Source organism: Bacillus sp. BS1807G30, from assembly GCF_040047675.1.
Taxonomy (GTDB): domain Bacteria; phylum Bacillota; class Bacilli; order Bacillales; family Bacillaceae; genus Bacillus; species Bacillus altitudinis.
Genome location: NZ_CP157353.1, coordinates 808,272 through 822,186, shown reverse-complemented (window position 1 = coordinate 822,186; position 13,915 = coordinate 808,272). Strand labels below are relative to the sequence as shown.

The 13,915-nt window shown below is 40.7% G+C and carries 19 protein-coding genes; 7 read left to right on the top strand and 12 right to left on the bottom strand.

Translation table 11 applies throughout. The features are described from left to right. Positions 1 to 8 precede the first annotated feature (8 nt). The gene (locus ABG082_RS04120; RefSeq protein ID WP_008341983.1) at positions 9 to 992 is read right to left on the bottom strand and encodes a glycosyltransferase family 2 protein; all 984 of its coding nucleotides are present in this window, start codon (positions 990 to 992) and stop codon (positions 9 to 11) included. A 301-nt stretch (positions 993 to 1,293) separates the two neighbouring features. Then, positions 1,294 to 1,566 carry a YfhJ family protein gene (locus tag ABG082_RS04115; RefSeq protein ID WP_017358840.1) on the bottom strand — a complete coding sequence of 91 codons (273 nt, stop codon included), beginning with the start codon at positions 1,564 to 1,566 and terminating at the stop codon, positions 1,294 to 1,296. Positions 1,567 to 1,682: 116 nt separating this feature from the next. Between ABG082_RS04115 and ABG082_RS04110 the strand changes: the two genes are divergently transcribed. After that, positions 1,683 to 1,832 carry a small, acid-soluble spore protein K gene (locus ABG082_RS04110; RefSeq protein ID WP_003217849.1) on the top strand — a complete coding sequence of 50 codons (150 nt, stop codon included), beginning with the start codon at positions 1,683 to 1,685 and terminating at the stop codon, positions 1,830 to 1,832. 25 nt (positions 1,833 to 1,857) lie between these two features. Beyond that, on the top strand, positions 1,858 to 2,031 hold the full coding sequence (locus ABG082_RS04105) for a YpzG family protein (RefSeq protein WP_003217811.1): 174 nt from the start codon (positions 1,858 to 1,860) through the stop codon (positions 2,029 to 2,031). 62 nt (positions 2,032 to 2,093) lie between these two features. Here ABG082_RS04105 and ABG082_RS04100 read toward each other — a convergent pair whose 3' ends face one another. Together ABG082_RS04100 and recX are read right to left on the bottom strand one after the other, a co-directional pair. Beyond that, positions 2,094 to 2,408 carry a YfhH family protein gene (locus ABG082_RS04100; protein WP_008341991.1) on the bottom strand — a complete coding sequence of 105 codons (315 nt, stop codon included), beginning with the start codon at positions 2,406 to 2,408 and terminating at the stop codon, positions 2,094 to 2,096. 3 nt (positions 2,409 to 2,411) lie between these two features. After that, a complete protein-coding gene (gene recX, locus ABG082_RS04095; protein WP_348936585.1) occupies positions 2,412 to 3,203 on the bottom strand; it encodes a recombination regulator RecX in 792 nt (263 codons plus the stop codon). Between the two features lie 95 nt (positions 3,204 to 3,298). Between recX and ABG082_RS04090 the strand changes: the two genes are divergently transcribed. From ABG082_RS04090 to ABG082_RS04080, 3 genes are all read left to right on the top strand, one after another. Continuing rightward, positions 3,299 to 4,195: a TIGR01777 family oxidoreductase gene (locus ABG082_RS04090; protein WP_348936583.1), complete on the top strand. Its 897-nt coding sequence runs from the start codon at positions 3,299 to 3,301 to the stop codon at positions 4,193 to 4,195. 52 nt (positions 4,196 to 4,247) lie between these two features. Beyond that, the gene (locus ABG082_RS04085; protein WP_017358836.1) at positions 4,248 to 4,358 is read left to right on the top strand and encodes a YfhE family protein; all 111 of its coding nucleotides are present in this window, start codon (positions 4,248 to 4,250) and stop codon (positions 4,356 to 4,358) included. Between the two features lie 61 nt (positions 4,359 to 4,419). Next, on the top strand, positions 4,420 to 4,575 hold the full coding sequence (locus ABG082_RS04080) for a YfhD family protein (protein ID WP_008341997.1): 156 nt from the start codon (positions 4,420 to 4,422) through the stop codon (positions 4,573 to 4,575). A 35-nt stretch (positions 4,576 to 4,610) separates the two neighbouring features. On the opposite strand, the gene ABG082_RS04075 is transcribed toward ABG082_RS04080, so the two are convergent. Beyond that, the gene (locus tag ABG082_RS04075; RefSeq protein ID WP_024720283.1) at positions 4,611 to 5,198 is read right to left on the bottom strand and encodes a nitroreductase; all 588 of its coding nucleotides are present in this window, start codon (positions 5,196 to 5,198) and stop codon (positions 4,611 to 4,613) included. A gap of 270 nt (positions 5,199 to 5,468) precedes the next feature. Between ABG082_RS04075 and ABG082_RS04070 the strand changes: the two genes are divergently transcribed. Next, positions 5,469 to 6,725, top strand: coding sequence for a transcriptional regulator (locus tag ABG082_RS04070; protein ID WP_052320913.1), 1,257 nt, complete (start codon positions 5,469 to 5,471; stop codon positions 6,723 to 6,725). Positions 6,726 to 6,760: 35 nt separating this feature from the next. On the opposite strand, the gene ABG082_RS04065 is transcribed toward ABG082_RS04070, so the two are convergent. The 3 genes from ABG082_RS04065 to mprF all read right to left on the bottom strand — a co-directional run bounded on the left by ABG082_RS04065 (position 6,761) and on the right by mprF (position 10,780). Then, positions 6,761 to 7,228: a DUF393 domain-containing protein gene (locus ABG082_RS04065; RefSeq protein ID WP_007496690.1), complete on the bottom strand. Its 468-nt coding sequence runs from the start codon at positions 7,226 to 7,228 to the stop codon at positions 6,761 to 6,763. Positions 7,229 to 7,567: 339 nt separating this feature from the next. Further along, positions 7,568 to 8,116, bottom strand: coding sequence for a thioredoxin family protein (locus tag ABG082_RS04060; RefSeq protein WP_008341670.1), 549 nt, complete (start codon positions 8,114 to 8,116; stop codon positions 7,568 to 7,570). Between the two features lie 93 nt (positions 8,117 to 8,209). Beyond that, complete coding sequence (gene mprF, locus ABG082_RS04055; RefSeq protein WP_008341671.1) at positions 8,210 to 10,780, bottom strand: bifunctional lysylphosphatidylglycerol flippase/synthetase MprF; 2,571 nt, start codon at positions 10,778 to 10,780, stop codon at positions 8,210 to 8,212. A gap of 168 nt (positions 10,781 to 10,948) precedes the next feature. Here mprF and ABG082_RS04050 point away from each other — a divergent pair, with 168 nt between their 5' ends. After that, positions 10,949 to 11,428 (top strand): MarR family transcriptional regulator, encoded by a 480-nt coding sequence (locus ABG082_RS04050; protein WP_008341672.1) that lies wholly within the window; start codon positions 10,949 to 10,951, stop codon positions 11,426 to 11,428. 38 nt (positions 11,429 to 11,466) lie between these two features. On the opposite strand, the gene ABG082_RS04045 is transcribed toward ABG082_RS04050, so the two are convergent. From ABG082_RS04045 to ABG082_RS04030, 4 genes are all read right to left on the bottom strand, one after another. Next, positions 11,467 to 11,730, bottom strand: a complete 264-nt coding sequence (locus tag ABG082_RS04045) for a hypothetical protein (protein WP_138825403.1) — start codon at positions 11,728 to 11,730, stop codon at positions 11,467 to 11,469. 14 nt (positions 11,731 to 11,744) lie between these two features. After that, the gene (locus tag ABG082_RS04040; protein ID WP_138825401.1) at positions 11,745 to 12,275 is read right to left on the bottom strand and encodes a YfiT family bacillithiol transferase; all 531 of its coding nucleotides are present in this window, start codon (positions 12,273 to 12,275) and stop codon (positions 11,745 to 11,747) included. Positions 12,276 to 12,288: 13 nt separating this feature from the next. Next, complete coding sequence (locus ABG082_RS04035; protein WP_272511849.1) at positions 12,289 to 13,296, bottom strand: zinc-binding alcohol dehydrogenase family protein; 1,008 nt, start codon at positions 13,294 to 13,296, stop codon at positions 12,289 to 12,291. Between the two features lie 89 nt (positions 13,297 to 13,385). Beyond that, positions 13,386 to 13,883 carry a hypothetical protein gene (locus ABG082_RS04030; RefSeq protein WP_282900552.1) on the bottom strand — a complete coding sequence of 166 codons (498 nt, stop codon included), beginning with the start codon at positions 13,881 to 13,883 and terminating at the stop codon, positions 13,386 to 13,388. Positions 13,884 to 13,915 lie beyond the last annotated feature (32 nt).

Genomic DNA, 13,915 nt, shown 5'->3' with positions numbered 1-13,915 from the left:
ACTCCACGTTATTTAAATAACTGCGTTAACACTCGGTCTTGTTCTTTTGAGCTTGTCTCTTGTTCCATGACATTTGATTCTTGAATTAAGTAATGCGGCCTCTTTTTCGTTTCATAGTAAATCCGGCCAATGTATTCTCCGATCACGCCTAGACTCAAGAGCTGGACACCACCGAGGAAAAGCACAGCTGAGATTAAAGTGAAATAACCCGGTACCATGATGCCCGTTCTGACGATTTGAATAAAGGTCGCCACGATGTAAATCAAAGAGAGAAATAAGATCAAAATACCCGTATAAAAACAAATACGCAGCGGGCGGTTGTTAAAAGAAATAACGCCATCTATGCCATAGTTAAATAATTTCTTCAGTGACCATTTTGTATCACCGTGCTGTCTTTCCACATTTTCATAATAGATGACCTTTTCTTCAAAGCCAATCCAGCAAAAAAGCCCTTTTGAAAAACGATTTCCCTCTTTCAGCTGAAGCAATGCGTCGATCGCTTGACGAGAAATTAAGCGGAAATCTCCTACACCATCACGCAAGTCCACTTCGACCACCTTGTTCATCACTTTATAATACATCGATGATAGGTAAGAACGAAGCTTGCTGTCCCCTTTACGGTTTCGTTTGGCAATGACTTGATGATAACCTTCTTCGTAGCCTCTAACAAAATCCTGAATCAAATACGTTGGGTGCTGTAAGTCGGCGTCCATAATGATCGCAGCTTCCCCTTTTGCATGCTCAAGACCTGCTAAAATTGCAGCTTCTTTCCCAAAGTTACGAGAAAAGGAAATGTATTTGACTTTTGCACTTTTGTGAGAGAGCTCTCTCATGTATTGAAGCGTATTGTCTTTGCTTCCATCATTCACAAAGATGATTTCAAAGTCATAATGAAAATCGCGAAACTCTTCCTCGAGTGCCTCAAAGATTCGTCTGATGTTTTCACCTTCATTGTAAGAAGGAATTATAACAGAGAGCAGTTCCCGTTCCATATCGCACCTTCTCTTCACTTTTTTCACATAGTCTGTTATGTTCATTATTCCTTTTTTGTCAGAAAACGAAACCCTTTTTTATTATCCATAAATTTCATGTATCCTTAATCGTTACATTATATCAAAGTTTTATTTCCATTGATTTTCACCAACATGAATTTAATGTAATTTTAAGTTTATCCATTGTAAAAAGCCTGTAATTTTGATCACAGACTGGGTATTGTTTCATAAAATTGTTTGGTCATTTATATATTTTCCTGTTTGTTGAAAAAGATGAGTGGAAGTGAAAAGGGCAACCCTTTTAATGCAGCAGCCCTTTGTTGTTTTGTTGCAAATGCTCATTTGCCTTCGATTGTTTATTTTGAAATAAATGCAGCTGAGCACCATAGCTTTCGATCCATTCTTGGACAATCCGTTCAGTCGTTTCCTGTCCTTTATATTTGCGGCCAGCCTTTGCATAGGTTGTTTCAAAATCACTCCAAAGGAGCTCTACCCATGTACGTGCTTCTTCATATGTGAGCATATTGTTTTTTTCCATTAGTTGTTCGGTTAATCGCTCAAAATATTGTTCCATACTGGTTCCTCCTTCATCTAGCAGAAAGTGCCTTTTTAAAAAAATCTCTTTTTTCATATACTACCCTTACGTCTTCAAAAGACGCAAATGATTTGTATTGTTTGGAGGGAATCAGTATGCGTAATAAAGCAAAGGGCTTTCCAAATCAAGTGAATCACAAGTTTGAAGGCGAACCAGGGGCCACAGATGCTTATGCATCTAAAAGGCCGAACGGTGAGACGAATACACGTCCACAAGAACGTATGAGGGCATCAGGGAAACGCTAATTTTTCCAAAGGGAGTGCTTGAGATATGAGTTCAAATGGGAAATCGTATATGGAAGACTTTGTTCAATTAAGAACAACCGCTTACCCTCAACCATGGGCGAATGCTAAACATTCTGCCTCTCAGGTCAACGGAGAAACCCAGCAAACGCAGCACGACATCGTACTTCAGAACAACGTCCGTAAACAACGTTCGAAGTAAAGAAAAGGACTGATCTCTAACGATCAGTCCTTTTTCTTCTTACCTCAGCAAATGGCTATTGATCAGTCCTTTTGCGTAAGCATTGAAATCGGCAGGGCGTCTTCTTTATTTGGCGCTGATACTCTGTAGCCCCAAGCAAAAACCCCATTTAAATACTCCACATAAAACTGCTCGTCTGTATCTTTGATGTGATAGGTGGTTTTGGTCTGAATAGCAGCTGGATCTAATAAATAGGCTTTCGCCATGTCAATTTTCCGCTCCAACACGGCATATTCATTCACAATGCCTAGCTGCTCAGCCTTTCTTGCTTTTTCAGAAAGAGCGGCAATCTCCTGCTTTAATTCGTATTCTGTCATTTCACTATAGCGTTTTTCCATCTGTCATTCCCCTTTGTCTAAAACGTGATCAATTGTATCAAGATCAAATCCTTTTCGGTAAAGGAATTGCTTCACTTTCATTCTTTTCTCAAATGATCCGTCATATCCTACCTTGCGTTTTGCCTTCTCAAGCATATAGTGAAGGGCTTCTTCTTCCTTTTCCTCTTCTTGTCCATCATAGGCTTCTTGAAGGGCTTTATCAATGATATCAAATGAAAATCCTTTTCGCTGAAGCTGCAATTTGATACGCTGTTCAATTTCTTTTGCGGACCGGTTTTTCTCTTTCTTAACCAGCTTTAGCACTTGTTTCACTGCTTCCTCTAGCTGCAAATCATTCGGATATTGCGATAGTGCTTGTTCGATGGTGTCATCGTCTATGCCTTTCAATTGTAATTCTTTTTTCAGCACAGACGGGCCTTTGCTATTCGTTTTTCGGTGGGTGCTTACATATGCTTCTGCAAATTCAAGATCATTTACATACTTATAATGTTTTAATTTGTGTATAATTTCACTAATAGCAGGTGCTGGTATGTCTTTCTTCGTCAAATAATCGGTGACTTCTTTCACTGATCTCATCCGATACGATAAATAATCGACGGCCTGCTGAAATCCTTTTTTTACTGAATCACCGAATTGAATCTCTATGATATCGGCTTCGTCCAGCTCTTTTCCCTTTTTCAAATCATGCTGGACGAGCACATCTAGATCAACGCTAAAAGCGTACTTTTCATCAAGAAAGATGTTCACGCGTTCTGTATTGTTTTTCTGAGCAGAGATTTTCGTAATATAGGGCATCCTGTGATCACTCCTTTTTTCCAACAGTCAGGATGTTTCTTCTGATTCAAAATCGTGAAAGATATAGGTATGTATATGAGAGGAGAAGATGTCAATTGAATATCGCCATTACCGGAGGAACCGGGTTTATCGGCCAGCATGTCACAAAGGTGCTCGCAGCTGAAGGACATCATCTATATATTTTAACAAGAAATCCAAAGGAATCCGAACAAAATCATTTACATTACGTCCAGTGGCTGACAGATGGTGCGGCCCCTGAACATGAATTGCCTGCCATCGATGTATGGATTAACCTTGCTGGAAAATCCATTTTCACACGATGGACGGACAAAGCAAAAAAAGGCATTCTCTCCAGCCGTCTTCAATCAACGCAAGAAGTAAAACGCATCATAGAAGCGCAAAAAACGAAACCGTCTGTGCTCATTCAAGCAAGTGCTGTCGGTATCTATGGCACTTCCAAGACAGAGGATTTTACGGAGGAGGCCCCACCAGCCGATACAGATTTCTTAAGTTATACGTCAAAACTTTGGGAAGCTGAAGGTCAAAAAATTGAGGCGCTCGGTATTCGCACGGTTTATACACGCTTTGGGGTAGTGCTAGGAGAAAAAGGCACACTTCCTCTTATGACCTTGCCATACAAGCTGTTTGCCGGTGGAACGATTGGCTCTGGCTCGCAATGGGTATCTTGGGTTCACGTGGAAGATGTAGCACATCTCATTGCGTATGCCATTCACCATGAACACATATCAGGTCCACTCAATGTCACGTCTCCAAATCCTGTTCAAATGAAGCAGCTGGGGCAAACCATTGCATCTGTCCTTCATCGCCCTCACTGGCTGAAGGTGCCGTCCTTTGTCATCAAAACCGCACTTGGCGACATGTCATTGCTTGTTCTAGAAGGCCAGCGCGCCCTGCCGAAAAAGGCACTGCTGTCTTCTTATGAATTTTTACACCCTGAGCTAAAAGAAGCGATTTTGCATTCAGAGGAATAAATGTTGTCAAAAACACCCATCCTATTAAAAATGAGATGAGGGGGCGATTTTGATGAAGAAAAAAGAACACCAGCCGACTTCAAAACTGAAGAAAACCCAGGAAGTTCTGTATCAGCAGGAATTCAAAAAAGCGGAAAGAGCAGCAGAAAAAAGAAACAAATAAAACGGATATTCCTCTTTTACAAGCACATAACTAAAGTGATCTTGTAAAGGAGGGAAAAGCTTTGAAAAAAGACCAACACAAAAAATCCAACCACCAGCTTGCGGCACAAGAGACGGATGGCGAATATGTTGAATTTTCCAAAGAACTTGCAGATCCGAATGACGTAAAAGCGATGGCACGTATGAAAGCAGCCGATCAGCGTGCCAAAAAACAATAAGTAAAAAGAAACAGACCTTATCAAAAGGTCTGTTTTTATTTGATTTCAGTTAGCAGGCTTGATGCCTTCTGACGTGACTTTTCCTCAGGCACCTCTTCTGGATAACCAATGTGAAGAATTGCGGCAAAGCGCTCGTTTTCCTTTAATCCCATATCCTGTTGAAACCCTTTGTCGTATAAAATACGGCCGCTCTTCCATACCATACCGATTCCTTGATCCCAAGCCAGCAGCTGGAAGTTTTGAATGAGCGCACTCACAGCGGCAAAATCATCATTTCTCACAACTGGGTTTTCGTCTTCTTTTAGAACAACAAGTAAAAGTGCTGGTACTTTAGAAAAATAATCTCTGTACTGATTGATCTTTTCTTCTTTTGCGTCTGGGTTGTTGCGTTTAAAGAAAGCAATGAACCGCTCAACAAATACCTCTTTTGCTTCATCCGTCACTGCATATAAAAAACGCCAAGGTTCCGTGATTTTATGATTGGGTGCATAGACTGCATCCTCTAATAATGGCTGAAGCTGCTCAATGCTCACCGGCGTTTCTTTAAATTTTCGAATCGATCGTCTATATCTGACAGCGTCTCGAACCGTTAACGCTTCTGTTTGTTGTTTTGTTTCTGGCATATATGTCATCCTTTCAATCAACCTTAATTGAAATTGATTCTCATTCACATTATAAACATGATCATGTGTTGTTTGCAAATAGGACCTCACCTCTCTGCTAAAAAGTTGTTTGACTTTTTCAAGTAATGTTACAATCATATTACGTTTTAAACAAATTTTGAGAAAAAAGCCAAGATGATGAAATGATTTCAGGTATTTCCACTTTGTCTCATGTGGCTATTTTTTCAAAAAGCTTTCAACCCATGATTGGAAGGGAGGCTTCTGGATGGAATGAAAATCAATATTGGGCAAATCATCAAACTCTATCGTTATAAACAAAATATGACCCAATCGGAGTTGGCAGAAGGAATTTGTTCTGTCTCTCATTTAAGTAAAATTGAAAATGGCTCAAAAGAGGCCAATCAAGATACGATCAATCTTTTGCTTGAACGGCTTGGAATTAGTCAAGAAACGCTGTCGCAAAAGGCGCGTCATCTGCTGTCATTGCTCGATGAGTTTCAAATGAACATGTATTTCTATGCGCTCGATCAAGCAGAGCAAAATGCAGAAATGATCATTCATCACGAGGAACAGTTCTTTTCGCTAGATTTAGGGATTCAGTATCATTTGTCCTTATTTCAATTTTATTTATTAACAGAAAAACAGCAGCTTGCCTTAAAAACGCACCGCGTGCTTAAGAAGTTTGAAAAAACCTTTATTGACACAGAAAAAGAAACGTTTGAATATCTAGATGGCATCCATCTTATTAAAATCGGTCAGCTCGAAGAAGGATTGAAAAGACTTGAAAGCTGCTTTTCTTACGCTTCTGTTGAACAGAGCGACCTGTATTATCACTATGCAAAAGCACTTGGAGCCATGGGGCATCTCGGTGATGCGCTTGAGGCCACACATCAAGCAATGGATTTGTATAGACAAAAAAATAATTTCAAGCGGGTCATTCATTGTACACTCATTCATGGGGTCATCTCACTGGAATTAAAGGCCTTTCAAACAGCTAAAAGATATTTAAAAGAAGTGATTTTACACACGTCGCTTCACCCTGATGCTTATATTAAGATGACAGCTTATTTTTATTACGGGGTTCTCTTAAAACGCCAAGGCGATTTCTCATCCGCTGTGCCTTATTTACTAGATTCACTCAATTATTTTAATCAAGAACAGATAGAAGATCGTTACTGTGAAACGCTCTATGAAATCGCGACATTGTATGCGGAATATGATCGCAAAAAGGCGCTTCCATACATACACGAGCTGCTCAAACAGCCTCGTATTCAACCAAACTGTTTATATATGATTAAAATCTATAAATTGATGATTGAAGAGAATCCTCATGATTTGAAAACTTATTTAGTAGAAGCAGCGATTCCTTACTTTGAACACAATCAGCTCCACAATGAGTACTTGTTTGCTCTTAGAACCTTGCTTTCCTATGCGGCTTCTGAGCTTGATAAGCGTGCATATATGTCTTACACAACGAAGCTGCTTGATCACTTAGCATCATATATCCCGTATTATAAAAAAGCATGACCTTCTGCCGATCGAAGGTCATGCTTTTTCTATGATTAGATGGTTTTTTGTTGATCTGTATCGGGACGGGTGACTTGTTCGACAGAATGAATGTACCGTTTTCTCGCAAAATAATCGTAAGCATGCTGCCCAAAGCCAAGCCAAATGCTGAGTACAATGAATGGGACCGTTCCCCATAATGCAGGGATGTGACAAGCCATTCTCAGCCAAGTATAAATCCCTGAGTTTTTTTGATTTTTCGCTAAGGAAATAGACACGATTCGTTTCTCTGCCTTCTCTTCACTAATTTTATTCAGTCTCAGCAGCTGTGAGTGTCTAAATGATTCAAAGTGAATTCGGTTTTTCCAATCGAGTGATTTCAACAGGTCAATCGCTTTTGCACATGAAGGACTTTGTCCGTCATAAAACACAAGCAGTCTGAGTGATTTGATGGAACGCTGTTCTCTTTTCTTTGATTCAGCGAGCTTCTTTTTTTCTTGATCGAGATAGATGATTTTTTTCATAAATTGATCGCCAGCCCTTTTCCTTCATTTATTTTTTTTTAGTTCGTTCAAAGGAGATTACAACTAGATTACTATAGTTGCTGGGCCTCTTGTATTGGGAAAAAGCCATCCGACGTGCGTTATATGAGCCTTTAGATAAGGGCAAAATAGCTGTTTTCATGGCATATATGAGGTTTTTCAACTAAAAGTGGTTGGGAAAATCGTGATGCTTTGCGGTTTTCTGCGGTATTTGATAGAATTCTGCGGTTTTTCTACATCTTTATGCGGTGTTTTGTAGGTGAAACGCAAAAACAAGATAAAAAAAGACTACTTCCCATTGCGGCGAAGTAGTCTTTTGGTTTATATTTTTGCCAAAACTTCTACTATTTCTTTCTCAATATCTTTCCATAAGTAACGATCTGTCGTATAGTGATGTGCGGCTTCTTTCGCAAACACTTTAAATGCTTCCTCAAAATCGGGTGCATCTTTATCCGGCTTTTTCTCGTCGACAAAGCGCTGAGCTTCTGCTGAGCGAGGTCCCCATTTCCCCACTTCTTTCCCGTCCTGATCAATGATGACGATAATCGGAATCGATCTTGCGGTCCCGTTCGTTAAATACTGATCCATCAGGTCTAGATGCTCGTCCCGAATGAAATAGCGCGCATCAATCAGTGCTTCATTTGCAATACGCATGAAAATAGGTACATTGACCATCGCATCGCCGCACCAATCTGCCGTGATCACAAGCGCTCTCAGTTTTTTCTTTTGAAGTTTTTGAAGCAGCTCTTTTTCCTTTTGATGAATTGCGTACTGGTTGTACACCGTGAGTAAGTTTTCACGATTTTTCTCCATGTTGTGTACATATGTACGTTCAGCTAATCCCTTTGTAAACCATTCATTTAGTGTCATGTGAACATCCCCCTTACCCTTCAACTTTACCACTTTTGCTATTCTTTTGTCTAAAAAAACCTTCACCTAGTGAAAGGTAAAGGTTCTTTGGACTTATGGACGCCGTTTTCGATTTGGGTCCATTCCTATCAGCTTAGTGACGAGCACCATTGTGACAGGCAGTGATGTATTCTTTTTATACGCTAAATATTTTCCGCGCCATTCTGGTTTATATTTCTGTTTAAACGACCGTAAGCCGCTGAAACTATACATATATCTGACGTTATTGAAGATGACACTCGCCAAACGTTCTGTCAGAAAGGACTGATGGAACGTGCCTACATTCGATAATGGCGCCATTCCCATGTTAAAGGATGTGTAGCCTTGTTCTTTCGCCCATTGGAAGAGGTGGATAAACAGCGCATCCATCATCCCGTTCGGTGCATCATGCATATGACGCATGAGGTCGATGGATATCTCTCCTTTTTGGTACATCGGCATTAAGGACACAAAAGATATGATCTGTCCTTGTTCATCCTTTAAAATCGCAATCGGTGCTTTTTGAATGTAGTCTTCATTGAAATAGCCTAATGAAAATCCTTTTTCTTTTTTCTTGCCCAGCCAGCTGTCAGAGATTTGTTTTAAGGTTGAGATCAATTCCTCTGAAAAGGGCGGCTCCAGCATTTCAAACGTATAGCCTTCTCGTTCAAATTTATTTGCGACAGCCCGTAAGTTTGATTTTTTCTTTCCTGACAAAGAGAACGTTTCTAAATCGACCATGGCTTCTTCCCCAAGCTTAAAGAAGTGAAAACCTAGGTCATGATAAAGCGCCATTCCTTCGCGCTCTACTTGATAAAAAGCGACACGATAGCCTGCTTTTTCTGTCTGCTCCAAAAATTCTTCCAGTACAAGCGGATAAGAGGCTTTACGGCCAGAAGGATCTCCAAGCACAATAACGCAGCGGCCAATCCGGCCAAACTGAAGCATCGCCTCTCCATCACTTGAGAAAAACAGCTTTTTGTCTCCCAAAAAACCTAAATGACTTAGAGCATTTCCTCCCTTTTCTTCGAGAAATGTTTTTAACTTTTCTTCATCGGCTTCTTCACCGATTGGAACTGCTTTTTTATTAAAAATCAATTTACTAATGAAAAAGAAAAGAGGGACGCCAATTAAAGCAATCATACTGGTCATCGTGATATGCCGTTCATTATGAACCAAATAGTCCTTGCTTAGGAAATGGCCAATTTTCATCCAAATGAAGTTCCCAATGACATTATAGTTAAACAACACGAGTAAATATCCGGCGGCGGCGGCCACAAACTGATTCAAAGAATAAGGCGCCTGCTGCTTCACAAATTGATTTCGAAGCGAGAAAAATACCACCATGATGACCGGCAATATAAAGATCAAACTCAGGTTAAACCCTTTTAGTAAAGTAAACACAAAGCCGCCTGCTAAGGCAATCATTGTCAATAGATAAGACCGTTTCGTTCTTTTATACACTTCAATGGACAAAATCATTAAAATGATCCCGAACATTAAAGAAAGACCATTAAATCCTGATAACAAAAAGCGTGGAATGGTTGTAATCACACCTAAACGATCAACAGGAAGCACAACGGAAGCCATAATGAGCAAACCGCTTCCAAACGTTAAAATGGACAAAGATCCGTACAATAGACGGATGAGCAGAGCTCGGTGCAAAACAATTAAGACGTTCGTTGTTTCAATAGCAGGCGCCATTCTCGGATTGCCTTCAAGACGCCTGAGTGTTGTTCCAGTTAAATCGTATGCCGCTAGACAAAGTCCAAGAATAAACGGGAAAATGGAGTAAACGAAGCGGTACAATACAAGCGCTGTCAGCACCATCTCTTTATCAAACCCAATGTATTGCATACTGAGTAAAAAGATCAGATCAAACGAACCAAATCCGCCCGGAACCATACTGATTAAACCGCCGATTGACGCAATCGCAAAGACGCCTAATACAATACGGACATCAACGTTCATCCCCATAGAGACAACAGCCATGTACATGACAAGACCAGCTGCCAGCCACTCTAAAAACGATGCACCAATATAAGCATAGATCGGGTGCTTCAGTCCGTTTTCACCGCTCTCAATCGAGCTTTTTCGAATGGACGCCATGATGATGTAAATGGGCACAATACAAGCAAAAATAATGACAAATGCCCATAACCACGGCTCCTGACTAATAATACTTTCAACTGGCAGGACCCTAACTAAAATCAAATCACTGAAAATAGATAAGCCCAGCAGAACAGAGGATGTTAAAAGGGCTATACCTTTCAGCAGTTTTTTCGTATCTGTTATGTATTCCTTGTATAGAAGCGTTCTAAGCCCTGCTCCTGATAAACCACCGAATCCAAGTACACTATTAAAGGAGTTGGCGATCCAAGAAATACGGATCGTTTTCCAGCCGCTGATGGGCATATCTAGGCTTTTTCTTAAAATAAAATCATATAAGGACATGGATAAAACAGCGACAAGTCCAAGAAAGACAAGAATAAACAAGTCCATTCGATTCAAGCTGTCAATAATATAAAACGTCTTTTTAATGGAAAGGCCGCTCAGCTCCTGCTTGGCGACAAAAATTAAGACAAGGATGATCACGATCGGAAACAGCATTTTTAAGATCGTCATACCCGTTTTTTTGTTCCACATGTTTTTCCCAACTTTCTAAGTTGCTTCATTAATTTCAACTGACCATTATTATACAACAAATACCACTTAATTCATGCAGTTTAACATTCAAAAGCTTCATGATACTTTCAATTAGAAGTAAAAATCAGTAATATAAAGAAAAGAGCCGCTTAAAGGAAGTGAACAAGCGTGGAATATAATATTCATGACACCACCGTACTAAAAGAGGAAATCCTATCTCCTGAGGAAAAAAAGACATGGGTGCTGTATATGAAAGTGCTCACTGCTGCAGGACTTGGAGATGTTTCTGAATGGATGAAGCTTGATATGAGTATGCCTCAAATGAAAGTACTCATGCTGCTCAATAACCATGGCTCTCTTAAGGTGTCCGAAATTGCTGAAAAAATGGGGGCTTCTTTGTCCAATATGACAGGGCTGCTTGATCGGTTAGAACAATCGAACTTTGTGGAACGAAAGCATTCTGAGCGTGACCGTCGAATAATTGTCGTAGAATTGACAGAGGAAGCGAAAAATATTTTCAGAAGTATTTATCAAAAAGGGCATGAAAAAATTAAAAATTCCCTGCAACGGCTCAATGACGAGGAAAAAGAAAAAGTCAATGAAGGTCTAGCGATTTTAGAAAAAGCACTTCGTCCCGAACGTGGCTAAAAAATGAAAAAAGACGGTCACTTGAGGTCCGTCTTTTTTCATTCTTCTTTTCCTTGTTTATCTGGGGTGAAAAGATATTGACGAATGACTTCCCGGTCATCCCACAAGAGATAACCTAAACCGATAATGAGAAAAATGATGCTGATCCACGTACCGCCTGGGAGTATATCTTCCAGTTCCTCGATCGTTCTTTCTGCGCCTACATTTCCACCATAACGAATCTCAAACAAAACGTATTTCGCTATATAAAACAATGCCGCCATGCAGATAAACATAGCGCCAACAATTCTTCTACTAGACATGTGTGTTGACTCCTTTACTTCCACTGATTTCTTTTGATTAATTCCGTGATATGGGCAAGATGATGCTGTGAATGCCAGACGTACATTCCTGTTGCATCATATAAGGACACCGTTTGTTGATCGGCTGGATGGTAATATGCAGCGTTGAAATCTTCCTCTGTCATCTCGCGAAGTAATGTGACCCATCGGCGATGCAGACTGCTGATTAACGGCAGTGATAGGCTGATAGGCCCCTTACTGTCAGGAAGTGAAGCAAATGCCTCCTGATCATATGGACGTATGTGCGGTGTTTCTTCTGTCAGCGCAAGCTTAAATCGCAAGTAAGCGTTCAGATGGCTGTCCGCTACGTGGTGAATGAGCTGACGAACAGTCCATCCACCTGGCCGGTATGGGGTATCCAGCTGATCATCTGTCAATGGAACAACTGCCTCTTCATACTTTTGAGGAATGAGTGCCAGCTCATCAATCCATGCCTCCAGCTGCTTTTTCGTTTGTTGGTCCACCCGTTCATATAAGCCAATCGGATATTGTAATGACGTCGTCATTTGCTGCCCCTCCTTAAAATCCTTCTAGAACAAATTTACCTATCATCTTCCCTTGCTCAAGTGTTTGATGTGCCTGCTTCAAATTGGTGGCATTGATGGGGCTGAGCACCTTTGTTAATGTATGTTTTAACTTTTTCTCTTCAAATAATGTACTCGCTTCTTTTAAAAGCTCGTGCTGCTTCATCATATCCGAGGTTTTGTACATCGGCCGTGTGAACATGAATTCCCATACAAATGCAACACTTTTATTTTTGAGTAATTGAATGTCTATATGGTGCTGATTTTCAACAATGGTACAGATCGTACCTTGAGGTTTAATCGCTTCTGCCATGCCTTTGAAATGACCATCTGTATCATTTAAGCATAAAATGTAATCCACTTCGCCAATCCCTTTTTCCTGAAGCTGCGCTAAGAGCGGCTCGTGATGGTCAATGATATGATCAGCCCCTAATGAGAGACACCATTCATTTGTTTCAGGTCTTGAAGCAGTGGCGATCACAGTTGCTTTCGCTAATTTGGCGAGTTGAATGGCAATGGAGCCCACTCCGCCTGCACCACCGATGATCAGCAGGGTCGAGCCTTCTGCATTCCGCTTCATATGCATTCGGTCGAATAGCGCTTCATATGCCGTAATTGTTGTAAGAGGCATGGCAGCTGCTTCGGCAAAAGAGAGATTTGCAGGCTTTTTCGCCACAATTCTCTCATCCACAAGCTGGTATTCACTATTTGAGCCTTGTCGCGTGATATCTCCTGCGTAATAGACGTGGTCACCCGGCTGAAACAACGTACACGCTTCGCCTACTTCCACCACCGTACCGCTTGCATCGTAGCCAAGAATTTTCAGTTCTTCTTCCTTCTGATTCTTCGGTGACCTCACCTTTGTATCCACTGGATTCACCGACACAGCCTCTACTTTCACCAAAATATCCCTGCCAGCTGCTTTGGGCTTTGCCACCTCCTGATCGATCAGGCTTTGTTTATGCTCAATTGGCAAATACTCAAATAATCCAACTGCTTTCACTCGCTCGCACTCCCTTTCTCCATGCTTCTTTTCCACATTTTATCATACATTTCTGATACTGATGGATCAGTCAGCAAGCGATTGCACATTTAGGATTTCTTCAAAGCCTTTCGTTCCCTCACGATGTAAGAAGGACGAGCCTTTTGTAAAGAGAGGACATAGGTGAACCAGCCGCTCGATTTAAAAAAGTACTGAACATAATAAAACTGAATGTGCTGCAAGAAAACGACGATGAACAGAAAAATTGTGAATGATAGCGTCACAATGTCTCCCTGCATCCATCCACTGATCAATAACATCACAAAACCGAGCATCATGAGCTGTTCGAGCCTCTGCACGATCTGGACAACGAGATGTCCCCATTTGGTTAGGTCACCTGATTGACGCTTTCGAATATTTCTCGATTTATAAAACCATACGATACTTGTCACTAGATGATGAATGATAAAAAGAGCGATCATGACCATAAATAAAGGAGTTGATTCAAAAAGGTCTTTTATAATGAATGGGATCACCAAAAAATAAAATGCGGTAAATGCGTGTCTAGCTGATAAGAGAAATAGTTGTTTTTCTATGTATCGCTGCATGTGTCTCACCTCTATATGTAGTACGTCTCATT

What these genes read in the sequence shown, in the direction of transcription:
- ABG082_RS04120 (WP_008341983.1), bottom strand. Translation starts at nt 992, where the DNA reads ATGGAACGGGAACTGCTCTCTGTTATAATTCCTTCTTACAATGAAGGT.
- ABG082_RS04115 (WP_017358840.1), bottom strand. Translation starts at nt 1,566, where the DNA reads ATGGAACAATATTTTGAGCGATTAACCGAACAACTAATGGAAAAAAAC.
- ABG082_RS04110 (WP_003217849.1), top strand. Translation starts at nt 1,683, where the DNA reads ATGCGTAATAAAGCAAAGGGCTTTCCAAATCAAGTGAATCACAAGTTT.
- ABG082_RS04105 (WP_003217811.1), top strand. Translation starts at nt 1,858, where the DNA reads ATGAGTTCAAATGGGAAATCGTATATGGAAGACTTTGTTCAATTAAGA.
- ABG082_RS04100 (WP_008341991.1), bottom strand. Translation starts at nt 2,408, where the DNA reads ATGGAAAAACGCTATAGTGAAATGACAGAATACGAATTAAAGCAGGAG.
- recX (WP_348936585.1), bottom strand. Translation starts at nt 3,203, where the DNA reads ATGCCCTATATTACGAAAATCTCTGCTCAGAAAAACAATACAGAACGC.
- ABG082_RS04085 (WP_017358836.1), top strand. Translation starts at nt 4,248, where the DNA reads ATGAAGAAAAAAGAACACCAGCCGACTTCAAAACTGAAGAAAACCCAG.
- ABG082_RS04075 (WP_024720283.1), bottom strand. Translation starts at nt 5,198, where the DNA reads ATGCCAGAAACAAAACAACAAACAGAAGCGTTAACGGTTCGAGACGCT.
- ABG082_RS04070 (WP_052320913.1), top strand. Translation starts at nt 5,469, where the DNA reads ATGAAAATCAATATTGGGCAAATCATCAAACTCTATCGTTATAAACAA.
- ABG082_RS04065 (WP_007496690.1), bottom strand. Translation starts at nt 7,228, where the DNA reads ATGAAAAAAATCATCTATCTCGATCAAGAAAAAAAGAAGCTCGCTGAA.
- ABG082_RS04060 (WP_008341670.1), bottom strand. Translation starts at nt 8,116, where the DNA reads ATGACACTAAATGAATGGTTTACAAAGGGATTAGCTGAACGTACATAT.
- mprF (WP_008341671.1), bottom strand. Translation starts at nt 10,780, where the DNA reads ATGTGGAACAAAAAAACGGGTATGACGATCTTAAAAATGCTGTTTCCG.
- ABG082_RS04045 (WP_138825403.1), bottom strand. Translation starts at nt 11,730, where the DNA reads ATGTCTAGTAGAAGAATTGTTGGCGCTATGTTTATCTGCATGGCGGCA.
- ABG082_RS04040 (WP_138825401.1), bottom strand. Translation starts at nt 12,275, where the DNA reads ATGACGACGTCATTACAATATCCGATTGGCTTATATGAACGGGTGGAC.
- ABG082_RS04030 (WP_282900552.1), bottom strand. Translation starts at nt 13,883, where the DNA reads ATGCAGCGATACATAGAAAAACAACTATTTCTCTTATCAGCTAGACAC.